The following is a 26,036-nucleotide window of genomic DNA, read 5'->3' on the forward strand; positions in this document are numbered from 1 at the left end:
CCATGACCAGCGGATTGTTCGATCGCGCGTTCTCCACGCCGGCCATGCTGGCGGTGTGGTCTGACGGGGCCACCGTGCGCGCGATGCTCGACGTAGAGGCGGCGCTTGCGCAGGCCGAAGGTGCAGTCGGCGTGATTCCGGCGGAAGCCGTCGCGCCGATCCGCGCGGTGTGCGCTAAAGCGACACTTGATCTGGAGGCACTCGGCAATGCCGCTGCGAGCGCGGGCAATCTGGCGATCCCGCTGGTCAAGCAACTGACCGCTGCCGTGGCGCAGCACGACGAAAATGCTGCACGCTACGTGCATTGGGGCGCCACCAGCCAGGACATCATCGACACCGGCCTGATGCTGCAATGGAAGCAATCGGCCGCGCTGATCGAAGCGGATCTGCAGAATCTGGCCGATGCGCTGGCCGCGTTGGCGCAGCGCCATCGCAACACGCCGATGGTGGCGCGCACATGGTTGCAGCAGGCTTTGCCGACGACGTTTGGGCGCAAGGTCGCCGGTTGGCTGGAAGCGGTGCACCGCGCGCAGGATCGCTTTGCCGCGCTGCGTACGCATGTGCCGGTGCTGCAGTTCGGTGGCGCAGCGGGCACGCTTGCCAGCCTGGGTGAGCACGGCCGTGCTGTGGCGCAGGCGCTGGCGCATGAACTCGATCTGCCACTGCCCACGCTGTCGTGGCATGGCGAGCAGGATCGTGTGGCCGACATTGGCGCGACGCTCGCGCTGCTGACTGGCACGCTGGGACATTTCGCGCGCGATCTCTCGCTGATGATGCAGACCGAGGTGGGCGAAGTTACGGAGCCATCGGGTGCGGGGAAGGGCGGTTCTTCCACCATGCCGCACAAGCGCAATCCGGTTGGGTGCGCGACAGTATTGGCGGCGGCCACACGCATGCCCGGACTGGCGAGCACGTTGTTGTCTGCGCTGCCGCAGGAACACGAACGTGCGCTCGGTGGCTGGCAGGCGCAGTGGGCAACGCTAAGAGAGATGGTGTGCCTGGCTGCAGGCGCGCTGGACCGCATGCGCGAGGTCGCTGAAGGCTTGCATGTCGATACGGCACGCATGCGGGCCAATCTCGATCTCACACATGGCCTGATCCTCGGTGAGGCTGTGATGTTGGCACTGGGTGCAGATCTTGGCCGCCTGCAAGCACACCACGTGGTGGAAGCCGCCAGCCGCAAGGCCGTACAAGACAACCGAACACTGCACGACGTGCTGGCCCAAGACGCCGACGTCCTGCGCATCTGGGGCAGCGCCACGCCGCAACGGCTCGATGCGCTGCTCGACCCCAACCACTACCTTGGCGACGCGGGCGCCGCCGTTGACCGCGTCCTTGCGGAACACGCCCGCCGCCACGCCTGAACACGACATCCCCGGAGACACCATGCCCTGGCTCGAACACGACAACGTGCGCCTGTATCACGAATTCGACGACACACACGAGGCGGGCAAGCCGGTGTTGGTGCTGTCCAACTCGCTGGGCACGGATCTCGGTATGTGGGCGCCGCAGCTGGATGCGCTGCGCCAGCACTTCCGCCTGCTGCGCTATGACCAGCGCGGCCACGGCCAGTCGAGCGTGCCGGATGCGCCGTTCGGCGTGGCGCAGCTCGGCGGCGACGTGCTCGCGCTGCTCGATCACTATGACATTGACCTCGCGCTGTTCTGCGGCCTGTCGATGGGGGGGCTGACCGGCCTGTGGCTGGCGGCGTATCACGGCGAACGCTTCCCGCGCATGGTGGTGACAAACACCGCCCCGCTCATCGGTACACAGCAAGGCTGGAACGACCGTATCGCGCTGGTGGAGCGCGGCGGCATGACGGCCATTACCGACAAGCTGCTGAGCTGGTTTTCACCGCGTTATCCCGAGGCCAATCCGACCCAGATCGAAGGCTTCATGAAGGTGTTTCTTTCCACGCCCACCGCGGGCTACAACGGTTGCTGCGCCGCGATCCGCGATGCGGACCTGCGTGCGCAACTGCCGAACATCCGCGTGCCGATGCTGGTGATTGGCGGCACGCACGATATCTCCACGCCTGCCGCGCAGACCAAGGGCATCGCCGATGACGTGCCGGGCGCGCAGTACGTGGAGCTCCCGGCCGGCCACCTCTCCAACTGGGAAGACAGTGACGGCTATACCGAAGCGTTGGTCAGCTTCCTGACCACTGGTGTCGCACGCGAGGTCGCTCATGGATGATCGCGAACGCCACGCCGCCGGCATGCAGGTGCGGCGCGCCGTGCTGGGCGACGCGCATGTTGATCGTGCCAACGCCGCACAGACCGAACTCACCGCGCCGTTCCAGGACCTCATCACGCGCTACGCCTGGGGCGAGATCTGGACGCGCCCCGGCCTACCGCGCCACACGCGCAGCCTGTTGACGATCGCGATGATGGTGGCGCTGGGCCGCGACGGCGAGCTGCGTCTGCACCTGCGCGCGGCCTCCAACAACGGCGTGACGCGCGACGAGATTCAGGAGACGCTGTTGCAGACCGCCATCTACTGCGGCGTGCCGGCCGCCAACCATGCCTTCCACCTCGCGCAGACCGTGTTTGCTGAGATGGATGCGGAGGCCGCTGGTAAGTAGGACAGTTCGTCTCGGGGGAGACACCACGCAACACAGACCGGGCAAACTGGCCGCCGAGCCAGAACAGACCCAAGGAGGAGACCCATGCTCAGTGCGCTGGGTGTGTTGTTTGACGGGCTGGCCTACGGCAGCCTGTTGTTCCTGATCAGCATCGGCCTGTCGGTCACGATGGGCCTGATGAACTTCATCAACCTTGCACACGGCGCGTTCGCCATGGCGGGCGGCTACGTGTGCGTGGTGTTGATGAACCGTCTTGGCGTGCCGTTCCTGGCGACGCTACCCATTGCTTTCCTTGTCACCGCGGCCATCGGGTTTGTGCTGGAGCGCACGCTGTACCGGCGGCTCTATCGTGCGAGTCCGCTGGATCAGGTGCTGTTCTCCATCGCACTCGTTTTCATGGCGATGGCAGGGGCGACCTACGTGTGGGGGCCGGCGCAGCAGCCGGTTGAGTTGCCAGAGGTGCTGCGCGGGCAACTGAGCGTATTCGGCAGTGCGTTGGAGGTTGGGCGCTACCGGCTCTTCCTGATCGGCGTGGTGGTCGTACTGACAGCGCTGCTGGCGTGGCTGATCGACCGCACGCGCTTTGGCGCGCAGGTGCGGGCGTCGGTGGACAACCAGCAGGCATCGGCCGGGCTGGGCATCAACGTGAGCCTGGTGTTTTCCGTCACGTTTGCACTGGGCTCTGGGCTGGCGGGGTTGGGTGGTGGGCTGGGTATCGACGTGCTCGGGCTCGATCCGTCGTTCCCGATCAAGTACATGGTGTACTTCCTGCTCGTGGTCGCGGTGGGTGGCGCGGGCTCCATCAAGGGGACGCTGCTGGCAGCGCTGGTGCTGGGCGTGTTCGACGTGGCCGGTAAGTACTACGTGCCGGAGATCGGCGCGTTTGTCATCTACGGATTGATGGTGGTGCTGCTCGTGCTATTTCCGAGCGGCCTGCTGGGGAGGCGCGCATGAGCATGCTGCAGCAGTTGATGCGTGCGTCACAGCCCGCAGAGTCCACACGGGTGCACGGCTTGCCCGATGCGCGCTGGTCGGCGCTGGAGATGGCGTTCTGGTGCGTGCCGATCGCGGTGTTCTTTCTCTTTCCGGACTACCTGGTCTTCGGCAGCCAGGTGCTGATCGTGGGGCTGTTTGCACTGTCGCTTGACCTGGTGCTCGGCTACGCGGGCATTGTGTCGCTGGGGCATGCGGGCTTCTTCGGGTTGGGCGCCTATACGGCAGGGCTGCTGGCGGCGCACGGTTGGGGTGAACCGTTGACGGGGCTGGCCGCCGCCGCGATTGTCGCTGCGCTGGGGGGCTTCTGCGTGAGCTTTCTCGTGGTGCGTGGGCAGGATCTGACGCGATTGATGGTCACGCTCGGTATCGGCCTGATGCTGTATGAGGCGGCCAACAAGATGGCGTTCCTGACGGGCGGCGTCGACGGCCTCTCGGGCGTGACCATGAGCAACCTGCTCGGCACCTTTGAATTCGATCTGGCCGGTCGCACGGCCTACGTCTACAGCCTGGTCGTGCTGTTTGTGGTGTTTGTGCTGCTGCGCCGGCTGGTGCGCTCGCCATTCGGGTTGTCGCTGCGCGGCATTCAGCAGGGGCCGAAACGGATGCCGGCGATTGGTGCCAATGTGCGCATGCGCCTGGTGGCGGCGTTTACGGTAAGCGCGGCAATTGCCGGAGTTGCCGGCGGGTTGCTCGCGCAGACCACGCAGTTTGTCGGACTGGATTCGCTGGGCTTCTCGCGCTCGGCCGAGCTGCTGATCATGTTGGTGCTGGGCGGTGCGGGTCGGTTGTACGGCGCGCTGATCGGCGCGGCGGTGTTCATGGTGGCGCAGGACGTGCTCTCCGGTATCAACCCGGTCTACTGGCAGTTCTGGATCGGCTTGCTGTTGATGGTGATCGTGCTGTTTGCGCGTGGCGGCCTGCTGGGTGGGCTGGAGGCGGCGGTTTCCGCCATCAAGGCCTGGCGTGCCCGCAAAGGCGGTGCCGCATGAACGCGCCGACGATGCATCCCACGCCGACGCTCAGCACACGCGGTTTGTCCAAGCGCTGGGGCGGCTTTCATGCCAACTCCGATATCTCGCTGTCATTCGCGCCAGGTGCGCGCCATGCGCTGATCGGCCCCAACGGTGCGGGCAAGACGACCTTCATCAATCTGCTGACCGGTGCGTTTGCGCCCACCTCTGGCCAGGTATTGCTCGGCGACGAAGACATCACGCGCCTGCCCGCGCATCGGCGCGTCAAGCGCGGCATCACGCGCACGTTCCAGATCAACACGTTGTTCCCGGGGCTGACGGTATTGGAGTCCGTGATGCTCGCCATCTTCGAGCGCATGGGCGTTGCATGGCAATGGCATCGCACGGTCGCCAAGCAAAATGAGGTGCGTGACGAAGCCATGGCGCTGCTGTGCCGCCTGCAACTCGGCGCCGATGCGTTGGCACAAACGCATGCGTTGCCGTATGGCAAACAGCGGCTGGTGGAGATTGCGCTCGCGCTGGCCACGCAGCCGCGCATCCTATTGCTTGACGAGCCCGCCGCCGGCATTCCCGCCGGAGAGAGCGCCGAGTTGTTCGAGGTGATCGCCAGCCTGCCGCGCGACATCACCATCCTCTTCATCGAGCACGACATGAACCTCGTCTTCCGCTTTGCCGAGCGGATCAGCGTGCTGGTGGCCGGCCGCGTGCTGACCGAAGGCTCGCCGCAGGAGATTGCTGCCGACCCACGCGTGCGTGAGGTCTACCTCGGGGAGGCTGAACATGCCTGAGTTGCTCGCGTTTGAAAACGTGACCGCCGGCTATGGCAACGCCATCGTGCTCGATGATGTGTCGTTCACGCTGGAAGCGGGTGGCAGCCTTGCGCTGTTGGGCCGCAATGGCGTCGGAAAGACGACGCTGCTAAGCACGCTGATGGGCTTCACGCGGCTGCATGGCGGCCGCATCCGCTGGCAAGGCGCGGACATCGCCAAGGTGGCGCCGCACAAGCGTGCGCGGGCAGGGCTGGGCTGGGTGCCGCAGGAGCGGTGGATGTTTCCGTCGCTGACGGTGGAAGAACATCTGACCGCCGTCGCACGGCCCGGCGCCTGGGATGTCGCGCGCGTTTACAAGACGTTCCCGCGCCTGCAGGAGCGGCGCCGCAATCTCGGCAATCAGCTGTCGGGCGGTGAGCAGCAGATGGTGGCCATCGCCCGCGCGTTGATGACGAATCCTGCACTGCTGTTGCTGGATGAGCCGATGGAAGGTCTCGCGCCGATCATCGTGCAGGAGCTCGGCCGCGCCATCCGTGCGCTGGTGGACGAGGGCGGCATGGCGGTGATCGTGGTGGAGCAGCACGCGCGCCTGGCGCTGGAGTTGACGCAGCGTGCGCTGGTGCTCGATCGCGGGCGTATCGTCCACGCATCGAGCAGCGCCGATCTGCTTGCCGACAAACCGCTGCTGCAGCGGCTTGTGGCAGTCGCCTGAGGCGGAAGACGGCTTACTTGCCCGGGTCCTTCACGTCGGCAAATTTGTCGAACTCGACATTGTACAGCTCGTTGCCGACCTTTTCCACCTTGCGGATATAGACCGTCTGCACCACATCGCGCGTAGCGGGGTCGATGGTGATCGGTCCACGCGGGCTGTCGATCTTCATACCCTTGAAGGCGGCCATCGCCTTCTCTCCATCGATCTTGCCGCCGAGCTTGTTGATCACGTCGTAGATCGCGCCAATGCCGTCATACGCGGCCACCGCCATGAAGTTGGGGCGGCCTGCACCAGGGTTGGCCTCAGCAAAGGCTTTCAGGAACGTCTTGTTCTGCGGCGAGTCGTGCGCCGCCGAGTAGTGGAACGACGTGATCACGCCCAGCGTCGAGTCCCCCATCGCCGGCAGCACGTGGTCATCCGTCAGGTCACCCGTGGCGATGACCTTGATGCCGGCCTGCGCCAGCCCGCGCTCACGGAAGCCCTTCATGAACGCCACGCCTTGCTCGCCGGCCGGCAGGAAGACGAACACGGCTTGCGGCTTGGTGTCTTTCACGCGCTGGATGAACGGTGCGAATTCCGGGTTGCGCAGCGGTACGCGCACGGCTTCCACCACCTGGCCGCCGCCTGCGGTGAAGGTCTGTTTGAAGGCGTTTTCCGCGTCGATGCCGGGCGCGTAATCGGCCACCACGGTGGCGATTTGCTTGATGCCGTTCTTCAGTGCCCAAGAGGCGATCGGCGCGGAGATTTGCGGCAACGCCATCGACACGCGCGTGACGTAATCCGACTTGGTGGTGATGGACGACGACGCAGCGTTGAAGATCACCATCGGCTTCTTGGCCTGCTGCGCGATGGGCGTCACAGCCAGCGCTTCCGGCGTGAGGCCGAAGCCGGCCAGAAAGTCGACCTTGTCACGTACGACCAATTCCTGTGCGAGCCGTTTGGCGACATCCGGCACCGGGCCCGTCGTGTCCTTCATGATGATCTGCACCTGACGCCCACCGGCGGTTGTGCCATGCAGCTTCTGATACGCCTTGATGCCGTCTTCCATCTGCTTGCCGTAGTCGGCGAAGGGACCGGAGAAGGGCGCAATCAGGCCGATCTTGATTGGCTCATCCGCAAAGGCGGGCAACGCGGTCATCAACGCACCAGCAACGGCAGTCAGCAGCAGCACACGACGTTTCATGAAGGTCTCCAAAGGTTGATCGGCAAGCGTGGGCCGGAAACTCAGGGCAGTGGCGTCGCCTGCGCGTGGCGACGATCCTAAAGGCTTCGTGTTCGCATTGCAACCGAGTGTTCGTATAGTGAACGAGCGTCGTAAGGTCGCTACTTGGTGTGTTTGCGCTTGGCCGGTGCATGACCGGGCTCGCGCCATTCGTCGGCCTCGTCGTTAAACAGCGATGCCACCAGTGCGCGGAACCACTGGCTGCGCGCATCGTTATGGAACTTGCGGTGCCAGTGCTGCTTGAGGTCGAAGCTGGGCAGTTCCAGCGGCGGCTCCATGACGCGGATGTTGGCGTGCGATTGCATGAACGACAGACCCACCGCATGCGGCACTGTGGCAATCAAGTCCGTGCGCGCGAGGATGAACGGAATGCTCATGAAGTGCGGCGTGAGCAGAGCGGGTGTACGGCGAATGCGCTTGCGCTCCAGAAAGCGTTCGTACAACTCCTGGCTGCGTCCTTCCGCACGCACCACGGCATGGCCGTACTCCAGGAACTGCGCCATCGACAGCTTGGTGTTGCCGCCACGCGTGACTGGGTGGTCCGCCCGCACGATGCACGTGAAGTAATGCGTGAAGAGCCGCTGCTGGAAGAAGTTGTTCTTCTTCAGGTCGGGAAAGTAGCCGACGGCCAGATCGAGCGCGCCGGTCTCCAGCGCACGCTCGATCTGCGCCGGCGGCAGCGACACGGACTGCACCGATGCCCCCGGTGCCTCTCGCGCCATCGCCTCAATGATGCGGGGCAGGAACACCATCTCGCCCACGTCCGACAGGGCAATCGAAAACAGGTGCGTGGTGGTGGCCGGGTCGAAGGCACCCGTCTCCAGAATCCCCTGCTGTACGCGCGCCAGCACATCACGCGCGGCGGGAATGAGGGCCAGCGCACGCGGCGTCGGTTCCATGCCGTGCGAGGTGCGCACGAACAACGGGTCATCGAACGCCGTGCGCAGCTTGGCCAGCGCCGTGCTCACGCCAGGCTGGCTCATACCGAGCTGCTGTGCGGCCATGCTCACGCTGCGTGCGTCGTGCAAGGCCAGCAGGATGGGCAGCAGGTTCAGGTCAAAGTCGGGCAGCGTGGACATGGCAATCGCACTATCTGAATGGGCGATAAAGTTTATCGCCGATATTGCATTGTGCGATATCAAGGTGCGGGCCAACAATGCTTGCCAGAACGATTCCCATCCGTCTGGAGACAACCACCATGCGCACCCAGGTCGCCATCATCGGCGCGGGCCCCGCGGGCCTGCTGCTCGGGCAGCTTCTGCACCGCAACGGCATCGATGCCGTCATCCTCGAAACCAAGAGCCGCACGTATGTGGAAGAGCGCATCCGCGCCGGCGTGCTGGAGCAGGGCACGGTCGACGTGCTCAACGAAGCCGGTGTGGGTGAACGCATGCGCCGCGAAGGGCTGGTGCACCACGGCATCGATCTGCTGTTCGGCGGCAAGCGGCATCGTGTGGACCTGACGACGATGTCAGGCGGGCGCTCCATCACCGTGTATGGGCAGCACGAGGTGGTGAAGGATCTGATTGCCGCACGCGTGGAGCAGGGCGCGCCGCTGCTCTTCGACGTGAGCGACGTATCGGTGCACGACATCGAATCGGCCACGCCCTCGGTGCAGTTTGTGCATGACGGCATGCCGCAGACGCTGCAATGCGATTACATCGCCGGCTGTGATGGCTTCCACGGCATCTGCCGGCCAGCAATCCCAGCACAGCGCCAGGCCGTGTTCGAGCGCGTCTATCCGTTTGCGTGGCTGGGCATTCTGGCCGAGGCCGCGCCCGCAGCCGAAGAGCTGATCTACGCAAGCCATGACCGCGGTTTCGCGCTGTTCAGCATGCGTTCGCCCAAGATCACGCGGCTTTATCTGCAATGCAAGCCTGACGAAAACCTCGCCGAATGGTCCGACGCACGCATCTGGGATGAACTCCACACGCGCCTGGAAAACAACGACGGCTGGCACCTCAAGGAGGGCGCGATCCTGCAGAAGAGCGTGACCCCGATGCGCAGCTTTGTGTGCGAGACGATGCAGTACGGCCGTCTGTTCCTGGCGGGTGACGCAGCGCATATCGTGCCGCCCACTGGCGCCAAGGGCATGAACCTGGCCGTGGCCGACGTGCGCGTGCTGGCGCAGGCGCTCACTGCGCGTTACCGGCAAAACGATACGACGCAGTTGGCCGGCTATTCAGAGCGTTGCCTGCAGCGCGTCTGGCGTGCGGAGCATTTCTCGTGGTGGATGACGTCGATGCTGCATCGCTTTGACGACCACACGCCGTTCATGCAGCGGCTGCAGCGCGCCGAGCTGGAATACGTGACGACCTCGCCGGCAGCGGCGCGCGTGCTGGCCGAGAACTACGTCGGCCTGCCATTTGCATCATTGGCCGACGCGCCAGCGAGGGCGTTGAACGCAGGGGGTAACGTCAGTAGTTCCAGGGCGGCGTAGTCGTCGGCTTGGACAGTGCGATGCGTGACACCAGCGGACGGAAGCCCAGGCTGCGAGAGGTGGTGTAGACCTTCTGCGCGTTGGCGGTTTTCAGGGCGTAGTCGATCGTGAAGACCGGCAGGCCGCCCGCACAGTGCTTCTGCAACTGATCAATGGTCCACTTGGTGTCTGCGGCAGGTGGCGCTTGATCACCGCCGGCCGGGTCGCTCCAGGCGACACCCGCGTCGCCGCCAAACCACGTGTCTTCCTGCGAGATGGCATCGAGGTTGGGTAGCAGCTGTGCCGCGCCCACGGCATCGATGAGTTCCGGCGCGTTCTGCTGGATCACCGCAAACTGTGGGTTGATGGCGCGGCCCGTGGCACGGATCTTCGCAATGAAATCGACCATGGCCTTGGCCGGATCCACACCGGCTTTCTTTGCGGCGGCAACCACTGTCGCGTTGGTGTAGCCCTCCACCCAATCCAGGTAGACGCCGTCAAAGCCTTCGCGGGCGAGTTGCGCCACTGCACCGTTGGGGCCCAGCCACAGGTCTTGCCAACGCTGGTCCCAATAGGCCACCGGATAGTCGCCCGCCCAACCGTCCGGGTCGACGGTCAGGATGAAGTTGGGGACACCGGGCCCCGTGGAGGTCGGTGGCTCCCAGTCGGTGGTCCAGTACGTGCGGAAGTCTTCCGCCTGCCCGATGTCGATGTAGGCGATGACCTTGCGCGGCGAGCCGTCGGCCTTGGTCTGCAGTCGCGTCACCATGCCGGCCGTGTTGAATGCCTCTTGGCCTTTGACCGTGTTGCCCGCCTCGACAACGACCATGTCGTACGGCTGGGCATCGAGCGCATTGATCTGCGCATCCGTTTGCAGGTTCTGCAATTGATACATCCACGTCTGCACGCCCGCGAGCGGCGATGTGCTGTTCGCACCGCACAGGGCAACGGCCGTGGCTGATGCTGGCGCCTTGGCGTTGGTTGAGGTGGTTGTGGTGGCAGCCATGACGGATTGGACGGGCATAGAGATGTCACCATCATTGCCTCCGCAGGCGGAGAGCATGAGGGCAGAGCAGGCGAGTGCGAGAGCGGGGTTGGACAGGCGCATGATTGGTCTTGAGAGAGTGGGATGACCTAGTGAAATGCTGCGGTCCTGCATGTGCGCGCTGTGGTAGGCGTGAAACGTCTGCAGTAGCGCACGGCGAGCACGCTAGCACAGGCCTCCCTGCGAAAGAGGGGGAGGCCTACTGAAAGTTCTTAAGAACGGGTTTCGATCTGCTTGCCCGATCTGCTCAGGCAACCGCTCAAGCCCCCAGCGGAGGTAAATCAAAGGTTGGCGGCGCTTTCATCGCCACGCAAAGTGCACGGGTGTATAGTCGGACAGCACTCGACCTTCAAGAAGGGGGCATTTGCGATGGACAATTCGCCGGCGGGCCAATACAAAGGCTTCGACATCTATCCGTTGGCTTTCCAGCACGAGCGCACGGCACGCTGGCCCGAGGCCAGAGAGGACCGCAGCTACAACGCCGCCGTGATGATCTGCAGAGCAGGGGAGTCGCCCGAGCCAGGGCAGACCCAGGTATTTCGCCTGTCAGGGGAGCAACAGTTCGGCAACGTGGGGGATGCGCGTGTGGCAGCCTTGCGCTTTGCTGAGAGCATCATCGACGGCGACGTGCCGGACCTGTCGCTGGCAGTTGACAAGGTCTGAAGCGGCACGGCTCCTGTCCGTGATAGAATAGCGGGCGAATCCGGCTTGCCGCCGGGCCCGTTATGGCCCGTGCAGCCGAGTCCAGCAACCGGGGTTCCCCCCGCGTCGAGCCGGGCGGCGCGCACTCTGCGACCGCCACCCATTCCTCGCTTGCACTAAACGTACGAAACGAGGCGCGCGCCATTGGCGGGCGCAACCTGCGTTGGGTGCAACTCGGTACCCCCCAAGCCCGCTGTGCGGGCCGATGATCGCGGCGATGCCGCTGCATGCCCACTACACAAGGCGTGCGGCGTGGTTCGGGTGGGTCATCACACTTATTGCAACCATTGACGCAGCCGTGTGCTGCATACAAAGGAACGAGTTTGGCTAAGGAAGAACTGATTGAATTTGAAGGGGTGGTCTCCGAAGCACTGCCCGACAATCGTTTTCGCGTGCAACTGGAAAACGGCGTGGAAATCTGGGCATATGCGTCGGGCAAGATGCAGAAGCACCGCATCCGCATCCTGGCGGGTGACCGCGTGAAGCTGGAAATGTCGCCGTACGACCTCACCAAGGGTCGCATCAACTATCGACACAAGTAACGCAGCAACACAGCACTAAAGCGCCCAGCAAGACACATAAGAGACCGCGAGCACGCATGGCCCGCGGTTTTTTTCTTTCGCCAATCGTTAGCGATCGGTAATATTCATTGGCGTGTCACCTGGATGGGGTATGATCCCCATTGATCGCTGACGGGGGGAAACACAGTCAGCGATCAACTGAAGTGCAGGGCTTTTCCTCTCGTCAAGCCACGCCTCTCCCTCGCAATTTTGGGTGAGCGCGCGCCAGCTGTACCAGTCCTCAAATAAGCGCACGGCCCGCCGATAACCTCGGCTGAGGCTTCCAATCGCGCATTCAATCTGCCGACCGGGGCGTCATCTGACGCTCGTACCCGTTCGGTGTTCAGTGTGTCAAACGAGTCACACCACATCGAGATACCGCACAGGTAGGACGGCGCTTGTCCATCGAAATTTGGGCGTAACTTTTTGCGTCCGAGGGAATAGAAATCACAATGTTGGAAACCACAAAAGCAGCACAGAGCGTGGCACGCGCGAGCCGGCGCGTCATGATGGGCCTGATGGCGGCAGCAGCGCTGACGGGTCTGGGTATGCAAACCGCCTCGGCGCAGGCCACGCGCCCGAAGGCACCCATCTACGGCGTCACGCTGGACGACGTCAGCAACATCAACGCGATCGTGGCATCGCTCACGCACCTGCCGTACAAGCCGACCGTGCGTGTGGTGTTCGATCCGGGCACGACTGCTGCACAGTACTACCCGGCGCTCGTCAAGCTCCACGCTGTTGCCTATGTGATGGGCGGGATCATGGACTCGTACTACTTCCCGAGCGATCTGCAAACCTACACGGCACGTACCAACGAGCTGGTGGGCACCCTGAAGAACGTGGTGGACGTGTGGGAGATCGCCAACGAGATCAACGGCGAATGGCTGCGCGTCGATTCGAACGGCCCGGACGCTGTGGCGGCGCAGGAAGAGACGGACATCGGCAACATGGTGGCGGCGGCGTACGACATCGTGAAGGCCAACGGTGGTCTGACCTCCGTGACGATGTACTACAACGATGACCGCAAGGGCAACAACTGCTGGCAGCTGCCGATGGATGCATGGCAGAGCTGGGCACAGACCTATCTGCCGGCGCGCGTGCGTCAGGGTGCTGACTATGCGCTGTTCAGCTACTACCCGTACCAGGATTGCCCGGGCCTGAGCCCGAACTGGACTGCCGACTTCAAGCTGCTGGAGTCCATCTTCCCGGTGGCGAAGGTCGGTTTTGGTGAGATCGGCACGTCGAGCACGTCGGCGCCGACCTCTGTGCAACAGAACCTGATCAAGTCGTACTACCCGATGGCCAACACGAAGATGGCGGCTGACCCGCGCTTTATCGGCGGCTACTTTTGGTGGAATTACGCCGAGCAGATGGTGCCGTACAGCACCAGCTCGTACTGGAACCTGCTCAAGCAGACCATCTCTCCGCTGAAGGCACCGCAATAAGGGCTGCAGCATTGACGCCTGAAAGGGGGGCGTACCGGGTCGGGGTCGGGCTTTTTGCCACCCGACCCACAAAAAAAACCCGCGTCAGCTCGCGCTGCGCGGGTTTTTCTATGGGCGGATGAAACTTAGCCGCGCGCAGCGAGGTAGGCGCGGAATTCGTCTGCGACTTCCTTGTGCTTGAGTGCCAGCTCCACGGTGGCTTTCAGATAGCCCAGCTTGCTGCCGCAGTCGTAGCGCACACCCTTGTAGCGGTAGGCCAGCACCTGCTCGGCCGACAGCAGCGACTGGATCGCATCCGTCAGTTGCAGCTCACCGCCCGCACCCGGCTTCAGGTTGCGGATGTGGTCAAAAATACGCGGCGTGAGAATGTAGCGCCCCACCACGCCCAGGTTGGACGGCGCGTTTTCCGGCGCCGGCTTCTCGATGATGCCCGACATCTTGATCACGCTGCCGTCCTCTTCCCACGGGCGGCCATCGACCACACCGTACGAACGGCTCTGCTCGCGGTCGATTTCTTCCACGCCGATTACCGAGCAGTTGTAGTGGTCGTACAAGTCGACCATCTGCTTCATGACGGGCGGGGTGCCATCCAGCAAGTCATCCGCCAGGATGACAGCGAAGGGCGCATCGCCGACCAGCTTTTCTGCGCATGCCACGGCATGGCCCAGGCCCAGCGCTTCGGGCTGGCGCACGTAGAAACAATCCACATGCGACGGCTTGATCGAGCGTACGACTTCCAGCAACGCAGTCTTTTGCTTGGCTTCGAGTTCAGCTTCCAGTTCGTAGGCCTTGTCGAAGTGGTCTTCAATGGCGCGCTTGCTGCGGCCCGTCACGAAGATCATCTCGGTAATGCCGGCAGCCATGGCTTCTTCCACGGCGTACTGGATCAGCGGCTTGTCCACCACCGGCAGCATTTCCTTCGGGCTGGCCTTGGTGGCCGGCAGAAAGCGGGTTCCCAGACCCGCGACCGGGAAGACGGCTTTGGTAACGCGTTGCATCGTGGTTTCCTTCGTATCGATAGGTATTCGCTGGGGCGCTCAGGCGGTCTGCACCGGCAGGCGGGCGATCTGGGCTTCCAGCTTGGTGAGCGTGGCTTTGAAATCTGCCAGGCGCTTCTGTTCTTGTTCCACCACCGCAGCCGGTGCGCGGGCAACGAACGATTCGTTGCCGAGCTTGCCTTCGGCCTTGGCGATCTCACCGCGCAGACGGTCGACTTCCTTGCTCAGGCGTGCGTGTTCAGCAGCCACGTCAATCTCGACCTTCAGCAGCAGCTTGTTCTCGCCGACGATGGCGACCGGGGCGCCGGCACCGTCCTGCTCCATGGCGGCAGCATCGGTGTAGACCTTCACCTCCGACAGCTTGCCCAGCGCTTGCACATACGGTGCAGCGGCTTGCAGGAATTCTGCTTCGCCGTTGGCGTACAGCGGTACGCGTTGCGCGGGGGAGATGTTCATCTCGCCGCGCAGGTTGCGGCAGGAATCCACCAGGGCCTTGAGCTGCTGGACCCATTGTTCGGCCTGCTCGTCGATCTTGGTGAGCACGGCGCGCGGGTATGCCTGCAGCGCGAGGCTTTCCGTGCCGTCGCCCTTGGCGCGGCCGGCCATCGGCGCGACCTTTTGCCAGAGCTCTTCCGTAATGAACGGGATGATCGGGTGCGCCAGGCGCAGCACGGTTTCCAGCACACGCAGCAGCGTGCGGCGCGTGGCGCGTTGCTGGGCCGGCGTGCCGGTCTGGATCTGCACCTTCGCCAGTTCCAGGTACCAGTCGCAGTACTCGTCCCACACGAACTTGTAGATGGCGTTGGCGATGTTGTCGAAGCGGTAGTCGGCAAAGCCTTTCTCCACTTCGGTTTCCACGCGCTGCAGCAGCGAGACGATCCAGCGGTCGGCCTGCGAGAAGTCCAAGTAGCCTTCGGGGCCGCAATCACCGACGCATTCCTGCATGCCGCAGTCCTGGCCTTCGGTGTTCATCAGCACGAAGCGCGTGGCGTTCCACAGCTTGTTGCAGAAGTTGCGGTAGCCCTCGCAACGGCCCGGGTCGAAGTTGATGCTGCGGCCCAGTGTGGCGAGCGAGGCGAAGGTGAAGCGCAGCGCGTCGGCGCCGAAGGCCGGAATGCCTTCCGGGAATTCCTTGCGCGTGCGCTTTTCGACCTTGGGCGCATCCTTCGGGCGGCGAAGGCCTGTCGTGCGCTTGGCTAGCAGCGGCTCCAACGCGATGCCGTCGATCAAGTCCACCGGGTCGAGCGTGTTGCCCTCGGACTTGCTCATCTTCTTGCCTTCCGAATCGCGCACGAGGCCGTGCACGTAGACAGTGTGGAAGGGCACTTCGCCGGTGAAGTGCAGGGTCATCATGACCATGCGCGCCACCCAGAAGAAGATGATGTCGTAGCCCGTCACCAGCACGGTGGAGGGCAGGAAGTGCTTCAGTTCCGGCGTATCGGCCGGCCAGCCCAGCGACGAGAACGGCACCAGCGCCGACGAGAACCACGTGTCGAGCACGTCGTCGTCACGCTTGAGTGCGCCGGTATAGCCCTTGGCGGCAGCCTGTGCCTTGGCTTCCTCTTCGTTGCGACCCACGTAGACGTTGCCGGCTTCGTCGTACCACGCCGGAATCTGGTGGCCCCACCACAGCTGGCGCGAGATGCACCAATCCTGGATGTTGTTCAGCCACTGGTTGTACGTGTTGACCCACTGCTCGGGCACCAGCTTGATCTTGCCGCCCTCCACCGCGTCCAGCGCCACTTCGGCGATGGAGCGGCCCGGGAAGCGCGTGCCTTCCGGCGCCGGCTTGCTCATGGCGACAAACCACTGGTCGGTCAGCATCGGCTCGATCACGACGCCGGTACGGTCGCCGCGCGGCACCATCAGCGTGTGCTTCTTCACCTCGGCCAGCAGGCCTTGCGCTTCGAGGTCCTCGACGATCTTCTTGCGCGCATCGAAGCGGTCCATGCCGGCATAGGCGGCCGGCGCATCGGCAACGATCTTCGCGTCGAGCGTCAGGATCGACAACTGCGGCAGCTTGTGGCGCTGGCCCACCGCGTAGTCGTTGAAGTCGTGGCCCGGGGTCACCTTGACCACGCCGGTGCCGAATTCGCGGTCGACGTATTCGTCGGCAATCACCGGGATCTGGCGATCGGTCAGCGGCAGGTGCACGAACTTGCCAATCAGGTGGGCGTAGCGCTCGTCTTCCGGATGCACCATCACGGCCGTGTCGCCGAGCATCGTCTCGGGGCGGGTGGTGGCCACCGTCAGATGCGTCAGGCCGCGCACGGCATCCGGCTCAGCCAGCGGATAGCGGATGTGCCACAGCGAGCCTTCTTCCTCTTCGCTGACCACTTCCAGGTCGGACACGGCGGTGCCGAGCACCGGGTCCCAGTTGACCAGGCGCTTGCCGCGGTAGATCAGGCCCTGCTCGTACAGACGCACGAACACGTCGCTGACGGCGCGCGACATCTTCGGGTCCATCGTGAAGTATTCGCGTTCCCAGTCGATCGAGGCGCCCATGCGGCGCACCTGGCGCGTGATGGTCGAGCCCGATTGCTCCTTCCACTCCCACACCTTCTCGACGAACTTCTCGCGGCCCATGTCGTGGCGCGACACGCCTTGTGCATCCAGTTGGCGCTCCACGACGATCTGCGTGGCGATGCCGGCGTGGTCGGTGCCCGGCACCCACAGCGTGTTGGCGCCCGACATGCGCGCGTGGCGCGTCAGGCCGTCCATGATGGTCTGGTTGAACGCGTGGCCCATGTGCAGCGTGCCCGTCACGTTCGGCGGCGGGAGCTGGATACAGAAGTCCGGCTTGCCGGCTTCAAGCGTCGCGCGGGATACGCCCATTGCTTCCCACGCTGCGCTCCACTTCTGCTCGATGGTGGCGGGTTCGAAACTCTTGGCGAGGGACTGGTTTTGATCGGTCATGCTGACAGGGGGCGCAAATCCGCGCAAAAAGACGTTTGGCCCAAGAAAAATGCTGGGCGAAAGCTTGGAATTATACGACTTGTGCGTGTCCGCCACGGGCGAGGCGGCTGAGGGGGCCGGTATAATTTGCGGATTCCGCCAAGGCTCCTCCCGCATGTCCGACCTGCTCGCCAATCTGAACCCCGAACAACGCGCTGCCATCACGCTTCCCGATGAATCGGCGCTGATCCTGGCGGGGGCGGGCAGCGGCAAGACGCGTGTGCTGACCACGCGTATCGCCTGGCTGATCCAGAGTGCGCGGGTGTCGCCCTCGGGTGTGCTTGCCGTCACGTTTACGAACAAGGCGGCCAAGGAAATGACGGCCCGTCTGCAGGCCATGCTGCCGATCAACACGCGCGCCATGTGGATCGGCACGTTCCACGGGCTGTGCAATCGCCTGCTGCGTGCGCACTATCGTGATGCCGGCCTGCCGCAGACGTTCCAGATTCTCGATACGCAAGACCAGCTGTCCGCCGTCAAGCGCCTGCTCAAGTCGCTCAATATCGACGACGAGAAATTCCCGCCCAAGAACGTCCAGTACTTCATCAACGGTGCCAAGGAGCAGGGCTTGCGCGCGGGCGATCTGGAAATCGCCAATGAATACGACCGCCACATGGCCGACCTGTACGCCGCTTACGACGCGCAATGCCAGCGCGAAGGCGTGGTCGACTTTGCCGAACTGCTGCTGCGCTGCTATGAGCTGCTGCGCTACAACGATGCCATCCGCGCGCACTACCAGCGTCGCTTCAAGCACATCCTGGTCGATGAGTTCCAGGATACGAACAAGCTGCAATACGCCTGGCTGAAAGTGCTCGCCGGCCTCGGTGAGCCGGGTGTCCAGCCCAACGCCATCTTTGCCGTGGGTGATGACGACCAGAGCATCTACGCGTTTCGTGGTGCCAACGTCGGCAACATGGTCGACTTCGAGCGCGAATTCCGCGTCGAGCACCGCATCAAGCTGGAGCAGAACTACCGTTCGCACGGCAACATTCTGGATACGGCCAACCATCTCATCTCGCACAACTCGCGCCGCCTGGGCAAGAACCTGCGCACGGATGCCGGCCATGGCGAGCTGGTGCGCGTCTACCAGGCCGCCACGGATGGTCAGGAGGCTGGCTGGATCGTCGATGAGATCCGTGATCGCATTGCCAGCGGCATGTCACGTTCGGAAATCGCCATCCTGTACCGGAGCAACGCGCAGTCGCGGGTGATTGAGCACGCGCTGTTCTCGGCGGGGATTCCGTACAAGGTGTACGGCGGCCTGCGCTTCTTCGAGCGGGCGGAAATCAAGCACGCGCTGGCGTACATCCAGTTGCTGGAGAACCCGGACAACGATGCAGCGTTCGGCCGCGTAGTGAACTTCCCGGCGCGTGGCGTCGGGGCGCGCTCGCTGGAGTTGCTGCAGGACGCCGCCAAGCTGTATGGCATTTCGCTGGCGGCCTCGGTGCCATATCTGACGGGCGCAGCTGGCACCAAGCTCTCTGCCTTTGTGCGTCTGATTGAGCAGATGCGCGCCGATACGCGCCAGATGACGCTGCCTGAGATTGTTCAGCACGTCATTCACGCCAGCGGCCTGATCACGCACTACCAGGGCGAGAAGGAAGGTCAGGACCGCATCGAGAACTTGCAGGAATTGGTGACCGCCGCGCAGGCGTTCGTGGCCGAAGAGGGCTACGGCGTGGACGCGATTGCGACCGCGCTACCGGTACGCCATGACGCGATGATCCGCATCGAGGGCGGCGAGACGGATACCGTCTCCGAACTCGTCACCGACGAAACGCCCGCGGAGATGACGCCGCTGGTCGCCTTCCTCACGCACGCCTCGCTGGAAGCGGGCGACAACCAGGCCCAAGCTGGCCAGGACGCTGTGCAGATGATGACCGTGCATGCCGCCAAGGGGCTGGAGTTCCACGTGGTCTTCATCACCGGGCTGGAAGAAGGGCTGTTCCCGCACGAAAACAGCCAGATGGAGAAGGACGGCCTAGAGGAAGAGCGCCGCCTGATGTACGTGGCCATCACCCGGGCGCGCGAGCGGCTGTATCTGTCGTTCGCGCAAAGCCGCGTGCTGCACGGCCAGATCCGTTACCACATTCGCTCACGCTTCTTTGATGAGCTGCCCGAAGACACGCTGAAGTGGCTCACGCCGCAGCACTCGGGCTATCAAGCCACGCGCCGTGCGCAAGGCGAAAGCGGCGCCTGGGGCAAGGATTGGTTCAAGCGCCCTGAGCGCGGTGACGAAGATGCCTACACCGGCACGCGCCCCACCGGCGGCATGGACACCGGCAAGAACTACGCCGATGCCAAGCGTGCGGAGGCAACCGGCTTCCGTGTTGGCCAATCGGTGTTCCACAACAAGTTCGGGGAAGGCGTCATCACGACGCTGGAAGGCGAGGGCGCCGAGGCGCGCGCCAGCATCAAGTTCAATCGCCACGGGGTGAAGGTGCTGGCGCTTGGCATCGCCAAGCTGGACCCGATCAATTGATGCGCCCGTGAGCGCATCATGACCGGCAGTCCCCGTCAGTGGGCTGACGTTTCCATCATGAAATCCTGGCCATTGGCGAGGAGCTTTGCACTGCTAGCCTGGTCCTGAATCCAGCCATAGCCCTGGATGGCTTCCATGGAATAGGTGCCCATTGCCGTCTCGTAGACGGCGTGGGCATATTGCCCGTCCGCCGTTTGCGAAATGACGAAGCGCCCGGGGCCAGCGGCATCCGACCAGGAGCCATACCAACGCGTGGCTTCGCCGTGCTGATTCACAGTGTCGATGTGTCCCCGCATGGCGATGCCGGTTTCTGGTAACAGGATGTCGACTGCGTCGCCTTCTCTGAGCGAAGTCACGGTGTTCGACGCGTAGCGGATCAGCACCCGCCCATCGTTGAGCTGTTCCGGCTTGAGAAAGCTGAGATGTGAGGCAGCCTCCTCCGCACCGACGTAGGAGAGCAGCGGCACCGCATGGAGCGCTCTCTCACCGTCCTGCTCGTCTTCCTGGGGGGGGCGAGGCGCTTCTGTCGAGGGCTCAGCCAGTTGCGTCACGCGGGCTTGCTGCGTGACACCTTGCGGTTCGTCGTCTGCGATGGATGCTGGCCGTTCCAGAAAAAGAACGGCACACGCAGCCGTCGTGGCGACGGCTGCGGTGCCGAGCATCCACCCGGCAGGACCATTGAGCTTCTTGAGAGATGTCTTCATGGCTTGGGTGGGGCGGATTAGCGGAACGTGCTGACCGTAGCGGAGCGCTCATTCATGGCTCGCACCCCGTCGGTGATGTTCTCCTTGCCCAGGGCCAGTCCGGTCTCGCTGTCGTACAGCTTGGGCGTGGAGAAATAGGGGATCGCATTGCCGCACATCGCATCGCGGGTCTCGGCCTGCCCGTGCGCGTAGGTTGCGCTACCGTAGTCTCCGGGGCAGTGTCCCAGACCCATGTTGTGGCCGAATTCATGACGCATCACGGTCGTGCCGCAATTGAGCGAGCCGGTGGCGATCATGTAGGATGCACTCGCATTGACCCAGGCAAGGCCACAGCCGTCTTCCGTACCCTCGTAGTACACAGCGTTGGCGCCGCGTTGCTGACGCGCTGTCTGAATTGCCGTGTCGGTTCGGCCAAGGCTAACAGCGTCGTCCAGAGTCGAGCCCGGCACCTTACGCTTCAAGAAGCCCACCGACTTGACATAGAAGTTGGCATTGGAGTTTTCGAGCGCTTCGTTGGTCAGGCGCAGCCCTTCCGTGAGGCGCAACTGTGCGCCGGCCTCACCCAGCAGCTGGGCTGCCTGATCGCTGTACACCATCAGCATGGTGATCGCCCGCGTTGCAGGGGTCCAGCCGCCTGCACCGTAGACGTAGCGGACAAGATCCCCCTTGTTGACCGTGTTCAAGACCCGGTCGTTTGCAACAACGTTGAACCCATACGTGGCCGTACTTTCCACGACGACCTGGTCGCCCACTTTGGCCGATCCAGGCAATACAACCTGCCCGGCCCAAACGCCATCACGCGACGTATAGCGCATGACGGGCGTGAGTTGTGCCGGGAGCGAGAACGAAGTGGGGGACGGGGCAGGGGCGCTGTACGTGAGCGTCGGCGCGCGCAGCGTGACCCACGCATTCAGCTCTTTCACGAACATGAATTCGTAGGTCTGCCCCGTGCTGATCACCATCGAGCCCTTGTATTGCGTGTAGCGGGGGTCAATGGTGACGCCCCAGCTGGCGGCGGAATATAACGTGACGCGATCCCGGTCGCCTGCCGTCGCAGGCAAGGAGACCGCGGGGCGGTGTGCACCGTTATGGAACTCAACCCGGGTTCTCGGTGTTACGGGTGCCGACAGTTGCCACGTTCCGAAATCGTTATTTGCCACCAGCGTTGTCGAGGGGGTGCCGATTGGAACCCACTTACGCAAGTCGGCGCGATACGTGAACACGTAACTGTCCGCGGTACGAAGGTTCATCGTGCTGCCGAACAGCACGTTGGCGCGGTCGATGCTGGATGTCCAGGCGGCAAGAGATTCCACCATAGCAAGCGATCCGTCCTTGGCCGAGACGGGCAGTCGCACCGCGCTCGTCCAGTCGCCGTTTCCGATGCGATAGAGCGCCACTTTCTCGTTGTCCATGATCTTGACTTGTGCACCCTGCCGATTGGGGCTCTGCACCCCGAGAACAGGTTGGTACATCCATCGCTTCTTGCTCGCATCGAAGGCAAACGACATCGATTCACCCGTATTGAGCGTGACCGATGGGATCGGGATACTGGTGTTGTTCAGCGCAACTTCCGTGCTGTAGGTCGCGTTGCTGGCAATCTTGATGGTTGCGCCACTCAGGCCGGAAGCGGGCAGCGTGACCCGCGGCGCGTAATTGCCATCTCCGAGGTAAAAATTGATTTGTTGCTGGTTGCCTGGGATGGCACCCGAACCACCATTCTGGTTGGGTGAAAGATCCAAGGCATAGGACGCCGCTGACGCGCAAGCAAGGCTTGCGATAATCATCAATTTGAGTGAGGTGTTTGCCATTCTTCTGCGTTTTTCGGGTGGTGGCACGTGTCTGCTCGCAGCCGATGCGAGGAAGAACAACGGAGAACAGAGGTCGGTGCCCGAAACAGGTCATGCACGCCAACTCGACTGACGGCAGCGGTGAATTGTGTGCGACCCGCATCGAGCCATCTATCAGACTGGGACGAATGTGAGCGCTTTTTGCGGGCCCTGTTGCATGAAGTGACAACAGCGTGCTGTGAGTTCGAATGTGAACTCCGCGGGAGGGCTGCGCCCTGCGTAGGCGGCCACCGGCCTTGCGCTGTGGGTGCGCAAGGCCGGTTTGTCGGCAATCAAAAAAGAGGAGACGGTGACGGAGGGTTGAGCGCGAGCGGCTCAGGCCGTTGTGTCGGTGGTCTGGCCGGCGGCTTGCGTCACGTTGAAGCAGCCGCGGTAGGTGGCGTAGAACGAGCAGTACAGCACCGCCATCACCAGGATCCGGTACGGCGTAGCGATGATCGGGGCGATGTTGTTGGCGTCGCTTGAGGCAAACGCCGCATCGATAAACAGCGGGATCGCGATCAGCAGGATCCCGACCAGTGCGCCATACAGGATGAACGCCGCGCGATTGCGCCAGACGGCCATCCAGCTGAAGAACAGCGCCTTGCCCACCGGAATGCCGTGCCACGCTACCAGCAGCGGCGCAAACCAAAACAGCACCGCCACCGGGATATACAGCACCGCGCCCATCACCATCGTCAGGTAGAGCTCGCGGATGGCTTCGGTGGTGGGCGGTTTGTCACTGAACACCGCCATGAGCGTGTCGGTATCCACCATCGTCATCAGGATGCCGCTGACGACCAGCACCAGCGCACCATAGATGCCGCCGAGTTTCAGCAGACCGCGCATCGCATCCTTGCCGTACGACCGGAAACCGGCGATGAGCGATGCTGGGCCGACGCGCTTGCCCGCCACCGTATCGCGGCAAGCGGACATGAAGCCCACGAAGATGGCCGGATTGACCAGCAGGATGGCGAACACGCCAATGGGTGCCGCCACCAGCATCAGCAGGTTGACGGCAAACAGATAGATGAACAGCAGCAGCAAAAACCCGATCGGGTTCTTGCGGAACAGCCACGCACCCTGGCGCAGCCAGACGTAGCCTTGCTTGCCGGAGACTTCGATCAGTTGCATTGTTCGGGAATGTCCAGAGTCAGCCCAGCCGCGTGCACGCGCTCGTGCAGCACGCGTTCGAAGTGGGTCGGGTCGTGCGGCTTGAGCAGTTCGGCATCACGCGGCAGATAGAAATCCCACAAGCGTGATACCCAGAAACGATAGGCGGCGGCGCGCAGCATGTCTTGCCAGTGCCGCGTTTCGGCATCGGTGAAAGGGCGCACCGCGTGATAGGCATGCAGCATGGCACGCGCCCGCTCAGTATCCAGCACACCGGTGGCGAGATCGATACACCAGTCGTTGACGGTCACCGCCACGTCGAACAGCCACTTGTCGACGCCGGCAAAGTAGAAATCGAAGAAGCCGCCGAGGCGCTCCGGGTGGCCGTCGGCTGCCGGCTCGAACAGCACGTTGTCGCGGAACAGGTCGCAATGGCACGGGCCTTCGGGCAGCGCGGCGTAATCGGCACTGGCGAAGAAGCGTTGCTGGTGAGCGAGCTCGCTCTCCAGCAGTGCGCGCGTATCGCTGTGCACGAATGGCACGACATCGGGCACCACTTCATTCCACCACGGCAGACTGCGCAGGTTCGGCTGATGGCGTGGGTAGTCGCGCCCGGCTAGGTGCATGCGCGCGAGCATGTCGCCCACGATGGCGCACTCGGACACCGTCGGCGCCAGGTTGGAGCGACCGGCCAGGCGCGTCACGATGGTGGCCGGCTTGCCGTTGAGCGTGCGCAGGATCTCGCCGTCGCGCCCGGGAATCGGTGCCGGCACGCTGATGCTGTGCTGCGCGAGATGCTGCATCAGATAAAGGTAGAACGGCAGTTGCTCGAACGTGAGGCGCTCGAACAGTGTGACCACAAATTCGTGCGTTTGCCCGTCTTTCTCGGTGGTCAGAAAGAAGTTGGAGTTTTCGATCCCGGAGGGGATGCCGCGAAATGCGCGCACGGCGCCCACATCGTATTGATCCAGCCAGAGAGCGAGCTCGGCGTCGGAGACCGGGGTGAAAACAGCCATGCTTCAGAAATGGGAAACGGGTGAAAGGAGTCGGCGCGGCAACTGGGTACCGCCGCGCCGATGCGCGTCGTGGCGCTGGAATTCAGAACTTCAGGACGTTGACCGAGGGCACGCGGTCAATGTCACCGCGCTCGCGGATGCGCGGCGAACTGTCTTCAGGTTTGCTTAGGTTGTAGGACGTGCCCATGCCCGATTTGACATGGATGTCCGGTGCCTGGCCTTTCTGGAAACGGTATTCCTCGACCTGCGTACCGTCGTTGTCGCGATATTCGAAGCTCGGTTTGACCGTTTCGTGATGGATCGAGCCGTGGGTCGGCTTGGACAGCGGCTGATTGTTGATGGCCTTGACGTCCGGCAGGTCCAGGCCGGCGCTGTCCTGCGTCACTTCAGCGTGCACGGGCAGGGCCAGGCAGAGGGCGGCACCTACGGCCAGCCCCACATGTTGCACCGAGCGGCGCATCAGGCGCGCAGCGGCGGCAAAACGGCGGGCGGCAGGCGGGTGAAACAGCGAATCCATGATGGACTCCAGCGAGTGATCCGAGACCTGACATTCTAGCAGTCCGGCCATCCCACCATCGTCCATCCGGATGGTGCTGGATGTCACAGGTAGAACATCTCTTCCTTCGGCGGAATCGGCGAGGTGCCTTCGCGCTTTTCGTAGAATTCGTAGACGGCGTCGAGCGCGTCTTTCGGTTCATCGACGATGCGCATGATGTCGAGGTCGTGCTCGGCAATCAGGCCCATCGGCAGCAACGTAAAGCGGAACCAGTCCAGCAGGCCCTTCCAGAAGTGGCTGCCGAACATGACCACTGGCACGCTGCGCGACTTGCCCGTCTGCACGAGCGTGAGCACTTCGGCCAGTTCATCGAGCGTGCCAAAGCCGCCGGGCATGACGATGAACGCGTCCGAGTTTTTCACGAAGGTGACCTTGCGCGTGAAGAAATGGCGGAAGCGCATCGAGATATCCTGATACGGATTGCCCTGCTGTTCGTGCGGCAGCTCGATGTTCAGGCCGACGCTGGCCGACTTGCCCGCGTGCGCGCCCTTGTTGGCCGCTTCCATGATGCCAGGGCCACCGCCGGAGATCACAGCGAAGCCCGCATCCGAGAACAGCCGGGCGATTTCGATGGTGCGTTCGTAGTACGGCGAATCCTCGCGCAGGCGCGCGCTGCCGTAGATCGAGACGGCCGGGCGGATCTCCGAGAGGTACTCCGTCGCCTCGATGAACTCTGCCATAATCGTGAACATCTGCCAGGAGGCGCGCGCTTTCTTTGCGGTAGCGCGCTCTTCGTCGGCAAGTGCCCGCAGGCTGGGGATCATCTTGCGGTCGGTGCGGCCTTGTGCAGCGTCGGATTTGGTGGAGGCAATCTCCACGGTACGGTCTGCACCCACCGTCACGTTGACGTCCATGTCAGCCGTGGATGCACCAGCAGCCTGCTTCGCCACGTCGCCGGAAGTGGCGCCGCCATTGTTGGAAACGCCTTCGGGCGTTCCAGTCACATTAGAGTCCATG

General features: G+C 63.4%; 23 protein-coding genes. 12 read left to right on the top strand and 11 right to left on the bottom strand.

Annotated elements, in window-relative coordinates; translation table 11 throughout:
• Positions 1-2 precede the first annotated feature (2 nt).
• From V6657_RS04315 to V6657_RS04345, 7 genes are all read left to right on the top strand, one after another.
• Positions 3-1,364: a 3-carboxy-cis,cis-muconate cycloisomerase gene (locus V6657_RS04315; protein ID WP_048931867.1), complete on the top strand. Its 1,362-nt coding sequence runs from the start codon at positions 3-5 to the stop codon at positions 1,362-1,364.
• Between the two features lie 22 nt (positions 1,365-1,386).
• Positions 1,387-2,196 carry a 3-oxoadipate enol-lactonase gene (gene pcaD / locus V6657_RS04320; RefSeq protein WP_048931868.1) on the top strand — a complete coding sequence of 270 codons (810 nt, stop codon included), beginning with the start codon at positions 1,387-1,389 and terminating at the stop codon, positions 2,194-2,196.
• A complete protein-coding gene (pcaC, locus tag V6657_RS04325; RefSeq protein WP_048931869.1) occupies positions 2,189-2,584 on the top strand; it encodes a 4-carboxymuconolactone decarboxylase in 396 nt (131 codons plus the stop codon). Before pcaD ends, pcaC begins: the two co-directional genes overlap by 8 nt.
• An 84-nt stretch (positions 2,585-2,668) precedes the next feature.
• A complete protein-coding gene (locus tag V6657_RS04330) occupies positions 2,669-3,538 on the top strand; it encodes a branched-chain amino acid ABC transporter permease (protein WP_048931870.1) in 870 nt (289 codons plus the stop codon).
• Positions 3,535-4,569, top strand: a complete 1,035-nt coding sequence (locus V6657_RS04335) for a branched-chain amino acid ABC transporter permease (protein ID WP_048931871.1) — start codon at positions 3,535-3,537, stop codon at positions 4,567-4,569. Before V6657_RS04330 ends, V6657_RS04335 begins: the two co-directional genes overlap by 4 nt.
• Complete coding sequence (locus tag V6657_RS04340) at positions 4,566-5,339, top strand: ABC transporter ATP-binding protein (RefSeq protein WP_048931872.1); 774 nt, start codon at positions 4,566-4,568, stop codon at positions 5,337-5,339. The genes V6657_RS04335 and V6657_RS04340 overlap by 4 nt, the downstream gene beginning before the upstream one ends.
• Positions 5,332-6,033 carry an ABC transporter ATP-binding protein gene (locus V6657_RS04345; RefSeq protein WP_048931873.1) on the top strand — a complete coding sequence of 234 codons (702 nt, stop codon included), beginning with the start codon at positions 5,332-5,334 and terminating at the stop codon, positions 6,031-6,033. Before V6657_RS04340 ends, V6657_RS04345 begins: the two co-directional genes overlap by 8 nt.
• A 13-nt stretch (positions 6,034-6,046) precedes the next feature.
• On the opposite strand, the gene V6657_RS04350 is transcribed toward V6657_RS04345, so the two are convergent.
• Both V6657_RS04350 and V6657_RS04355 read right to left on the bottom strand, forming a co-directional pair.
• A complete protein-coding gene (locus V6657_RS04350) occupies positions 6,047-7,216 on the bottom strand; it encodes an ABC transporter substrate-binding protein (RefSeq protein ID WP_048931874.1) in 1,170 nt (389 codons plus the stop codon).
• A 140-nt stretch (positions 7,217-7,356) separates the two neighbouring features.
• Positions 7,357-8,334: a LysR family transcriptional regulator gene (locus V6657_RS04355; RefSeq protein ID WP_048931875.1), complete on the bottom strand. Its 978-nt coding sequence runs from the start codon at positions 8,332-8,334 to the stop codon at positions 7,357-7,359.
• 119 nt (positions 8,335-8,453) lie between these two features.
• On the opposite strand from V6657_RS04355, the gene pobA reads away from it, so the two are divergent.
• Entirely contained in the window at positions 8,454-9,695 is a 1,242-nt protein-coding gene (gene pobA / locus V6657_RS04360; protein WP_048931876.1) for a 4-hydroxybenzoate 3-monooxygenase, read from the top strand.
• Here the strand turns inward: pobA and V6657_RS04365 are convergent.
• Entirely contained in the window at positions 9,673-10,782 is a 1,110-nt protein-coding gene (locus tag V6657_RS04365) for an endo alpha-1,4 polygalactosaminidase (protein WP_048931877.1), read from the bottom strand. The two genes, pobA and V6657_RS04365, sit on opposite strands and share 23 nt — an antisense overlap.
• A gap of 306 nt (positions 10,783-11,088) precedes the next feature.
• Here V6657_RS04365 and V6657_RS04370 point away from each other — a divergent pair, with 306 nt between their 5' ends.
• The 3 genes from V6657_RS04370 (at position 11,089) to V6657_RS04380 (ending at position 13,429) form a co-directional block, all read left to right on the top strand.
• Positions 11,089-11,382 (top strand): hypothetical protein, encoded by a 294-nt coding sequence (locus V6657_RS04370; RefSeq protein ID WP_048931878.1) that lies wholly within the window; start codon positions 11,089-11,091, stop codon positions 11,380-11,382.
• Positions 11,383-11,744: 362 nt separating this feature from the next.
• Positions 11,745-11,963, top strand: a complete 219-nt coding sequence (gene infA / locus V6657_RS04375) for a translation initiation factor IF-1 (protein WP_004631109.1) — start codon at positions 11,745-11,747, stop codon at positions 11,961-11,963.
• A 470-nt stretch (positions 11,964-12,433) separates the two neighbouring features.
• The gene (locus tag V6657_RS04380; protein WP_048931879.1) at positions 12,434-13,429 is read left to right on the top strand and encodes a hypothetical protein; all 996 of its coding nucleotides are present in this window, start codon (positions 12,434-12,436) and stop codon (positions 13,427-13,429) included.
• A 125-nt stretch (positions 13,430-13,554) separates the two neighbouring features.
• Here V6657_RS04380 and galU read toward each other — a convergent pair whose 3' ends face one another.
• Together galU and V6657_RS04390 are read right to left on the bottom strand one after the other, a co-directional pair.
• A complete protein-coding gene (galU, locus tag V6657_RS04385; RefSeq protein ID WP_048931880.1) occupies positions 13,555-14,427 on the bottom strand; it encodes a UTP--glucose-1-phosphate uridylyltransferase GalU in 873 nt (290 codons plus the stop codon).
• A 39-nt stretch (positions 14,428-14,466) separates the two neighbouring features.
• Positions 14,467-17,343: a valine--tRNA ligase gene (locus tag V6657_RS04390; protein ID WP_048931881.1), complete on the bottom strand. Its 2,877-nt coding sequence runs from the start codon at positions 17,341-17,343 to the stop codon at positions 14,467-14,469.
• A 154-nt stretch (positions 17,344-17,497) separates the two neighbouring features.
• Between V6657_RS04390 and V6657_RS04395 the strand changes: the two genes are divergently transcribed.
• Complete coding sequence (locus V6657_RS04395; protein ID WP_048931882.1) at positions 17,498-19,864, top strand: UvrD-helicase domain-containing protein; 2,367 nt, start codon at positions 17,498-17,500, stop codon at positions 19,862-19,864.
• 35 nt (positions 19,865-19,899) lie between these two features.
• On the opposite strand, the gene cpaB is transcribed toward V6657_RS04395, so the two are convergent.
• From cpaB to V6657_RS04425, 6 genes are all read right to left on the bottom strand, one after another.
• Positions 19,900-20,568 (bottom strand): metalloprotease secretion chaperone CpaB, encoded by a 669-nt coding sequence (gene cpaB, locus V6657_RS04400; protein ID WP_048931883.1) that lies wholly within the window; start codon positions 20,566-20,568, stop codon positions 19,900-19,902.
• 17 nt (positions 20,569-20,585) lie between these two features.
• Complete coding sequence (gene cpaA, locus V6657_RS04405) at positions 20,586-22,376, bottom strand: metalloendopeptidase CpaA (protein WP_048931884.1); 1,791 nt, start codon at positions 22,374-22,376, stop codon at positions 20,586-20,588.
• A 354-nt stretch (positions 22,377-22,730) separates the two neighbouring features.
• Entirely contained in the window at positions 22,731-23,528 is a 798-nt protein-coding gene (locus V6657_RS04410) for a BPSS1780 family membrane protein (protein ID WP_048931885.1), read from the bottom strand.
• Entirely contained in the window at positions 23,519-24,523 is a 1,005-nt protein-coding gene (locus V6657_RS04415; RefSeq protein WP_048931886.1) for a homoserine kinase, read from the bottom strand. The genes V6657_RS04410 and V6657_RS04415 overlap by 10 nt, the downstream gene beginning before the upstream one ends.
• A gap of 82 nt (positions 24,524-24,605) precedes the next feature.
• Positions 24,606-25,040 (bottom strand): hypothetical protein, encoded by a 435-nt coding sequence (locus tag V6657_RS04420; protein ID WP_048931887.1) that lies wholly within the window; start codon positions 25,038-25,040, stop codon positions 24,606-24,608.
• 83 nt (positions 25,041-25,123) lie between these two features.
• Positions 25,124-26,035 carry a TIGR00730 family Rossman fold protein gene (locus tag V6657_RS04425; RefSeq protein ID WP_048931888.1) on the bottom strand — a complete coding sequence of 304 codons (912 nt, stop codon included), beginning with the start codon at positions 26,033-26,035 and terminating at the stop codon, positions 25,124-25,126.
• Between the last annotated feature and the right edge of the window lies 1 nt (position 26,036).

This window comes from Ralstonia sp. RRA (assembly GCF_037023145.1).
GTDB lineage: Bacteria > Pseudomonadota > Gammaproteobacteria > Burkholderiales > Burkholderiaceae > Ralstonia.

Excerpts from the sequence above, each read along its gene's own strand:
- V6657_RS04315 (WP_048931867.1), top strand. The coding sequence starts at position 3 with ATGACCAGCGGATTGTTCGATCGCGCGTTCTCCACGCCGGCCATGCTG.
- pcaD (WP_048931868.1), top strand. The coding sequence starts at position 1,387 with ATGCCCTGGCTCGAACACGACAACGTGCGCCTGTATCACGAATTCGAC.
- pcaC (WP_048931869.1), top strand. The coding sequence starts at position 2,189 with ATGGATGATCGCGAACGCCACGCCGCCGGCATGCAGGTGCGGCGCGCC.
- V6657_RS04330 (WP_048931870.1), top strand. The coding sequence starts at position 2,669 with ATGCTCAGTGCGCTGGGTGTGTTGTTTGACGGGCTGGCCTACGGCAGC.
- V6657_RS04335 (WP_048931871.1), top strand. The coding sequence starts at position 3,535 with ATGAGCATGCTGCAGCAGTTGATGCGTGCGTCACAGCCCGCAGAGTCC.
- V6657_RS04340 (WP_048931872.1), top strand. The coding sequence starts at position 4,566 with ATGAACGCGCCGACGATGCATCCCACGCCGACGCTCAGCACACGCGGT.
- V6657_RS04345 (WP_048931873.1), top strand. The coding sequence starts at position 5,332 with ATGCCTGAGTTGCTCGCGTTTGAAAACGTGACCGCCGGCTATGGCAAC.
- V6657_RS04350 (WP_048931874.1), bottom strand. The coding sequence starts at position 7,216 with ATGAAACGTCGTGTGCTGCTGCTGACTGCCGTTGCTGGTGCGTTGATG.
- V6657_RS04355 (WP_048931875.1), bottom strand. The coding sequence starts at position 8,334 with ATGTCCACGCTGCCCGACTTTGACCTGAACCTGCTGCCCATCCTGCTG.
- pobA (WP_048931876.1), top strand. The coding sequence starts at position 8,454 with ATGCGCACCCAGGTCGCCATCATCGGCGCGGGCCCCGCGGGCCTGCTG.
- V6657_RS04365 (WP_048931877.1), bottom strand. The coding sequence starts at position 10,782 with ATGCGCCTGTCCAACCCCGCTCTCGCACTCGCCTGCTCTGCCCTCATG.
- V6657_RS04370 (WP_048931878.1), top strand. The coding sequence starts at position 11,089 with ATGGACAATTCGCCGGCGGGCCAATACAAAGGCTTCGACATCTATCCG.
- V6657_RS04380 (WP_048931879.1), top strand. The coding sequence starts at position 12,434 with ATGTTGGAAACCACAAAAGCAGCACAGAGCGTGGCACGCGCGAGCCGG.
- galU (WP_048931880.1), bottom strand. The coding sequence starts at position 14,427 with ATGCAACGCGTTACCAAAGCCGTCTTCCCGGTCGCGGGTCTGGGAACC.
- V6657_RS04390 (WP_048931881.1), bottom strand. The coding sequence starts at position 17,343 with ATGACCGATCAAAACCAGTCCCTCGCCAAGAGTTTCGAACCCGCCACC.
- V6657_RS04395 (WP_048931882.1), top strand. The coding sequence starts at position 17,498 with ATGTCCGACCTGCTCGCCAATCTGAACCCCGAACAACGCGCTGCCATC.
- cpaB (WP_048931883.1), bottom strand. The coding sequence starts at position 20,568 with ATGAAGACATCTCTCAAGAAGCTCAATGGTCCTGCCGGGTGGATGCTC.
- cpaA (WP_048931884.1), bottom strand. The coding sequence starts at position 22,376 with ATGGCAAACACCTCACTCAAATTGATGATTATCGCAAGCCTTGCTTGC.
- V6657_RS04410 (WP_048931885.1), bottom strand. The coding sequence starts at position 23,528 with ATGCAACTGATCGAAGTCTCCGGCAAGCAAGGCTACGTCTGGCTGCGC.
- V6657_RS04415 (WP_048931886.1), bottom strand. The coding sequence starts at position 24,523 with ATGGCTGTTTTCACCCCGGTCTCCGACGCCGAGCTCGCTCTCTGGCTG.
- V6657_RS04420 (WP_048931887.1), bottom strand. The coding sequence starts at position 25,040 with ATGGATTCGCTGTTTCACCCGCCTGCCGCCCGCCGTTTTGCCGCCGCT.
- V6657_RS04425 (WP_048931888.1), bottom strand. The coding sequence starts at position 26,035 with ATGGACTCTAATGTGACTGGAACGCCCGAAGGCGTTTCCAACAATGGC.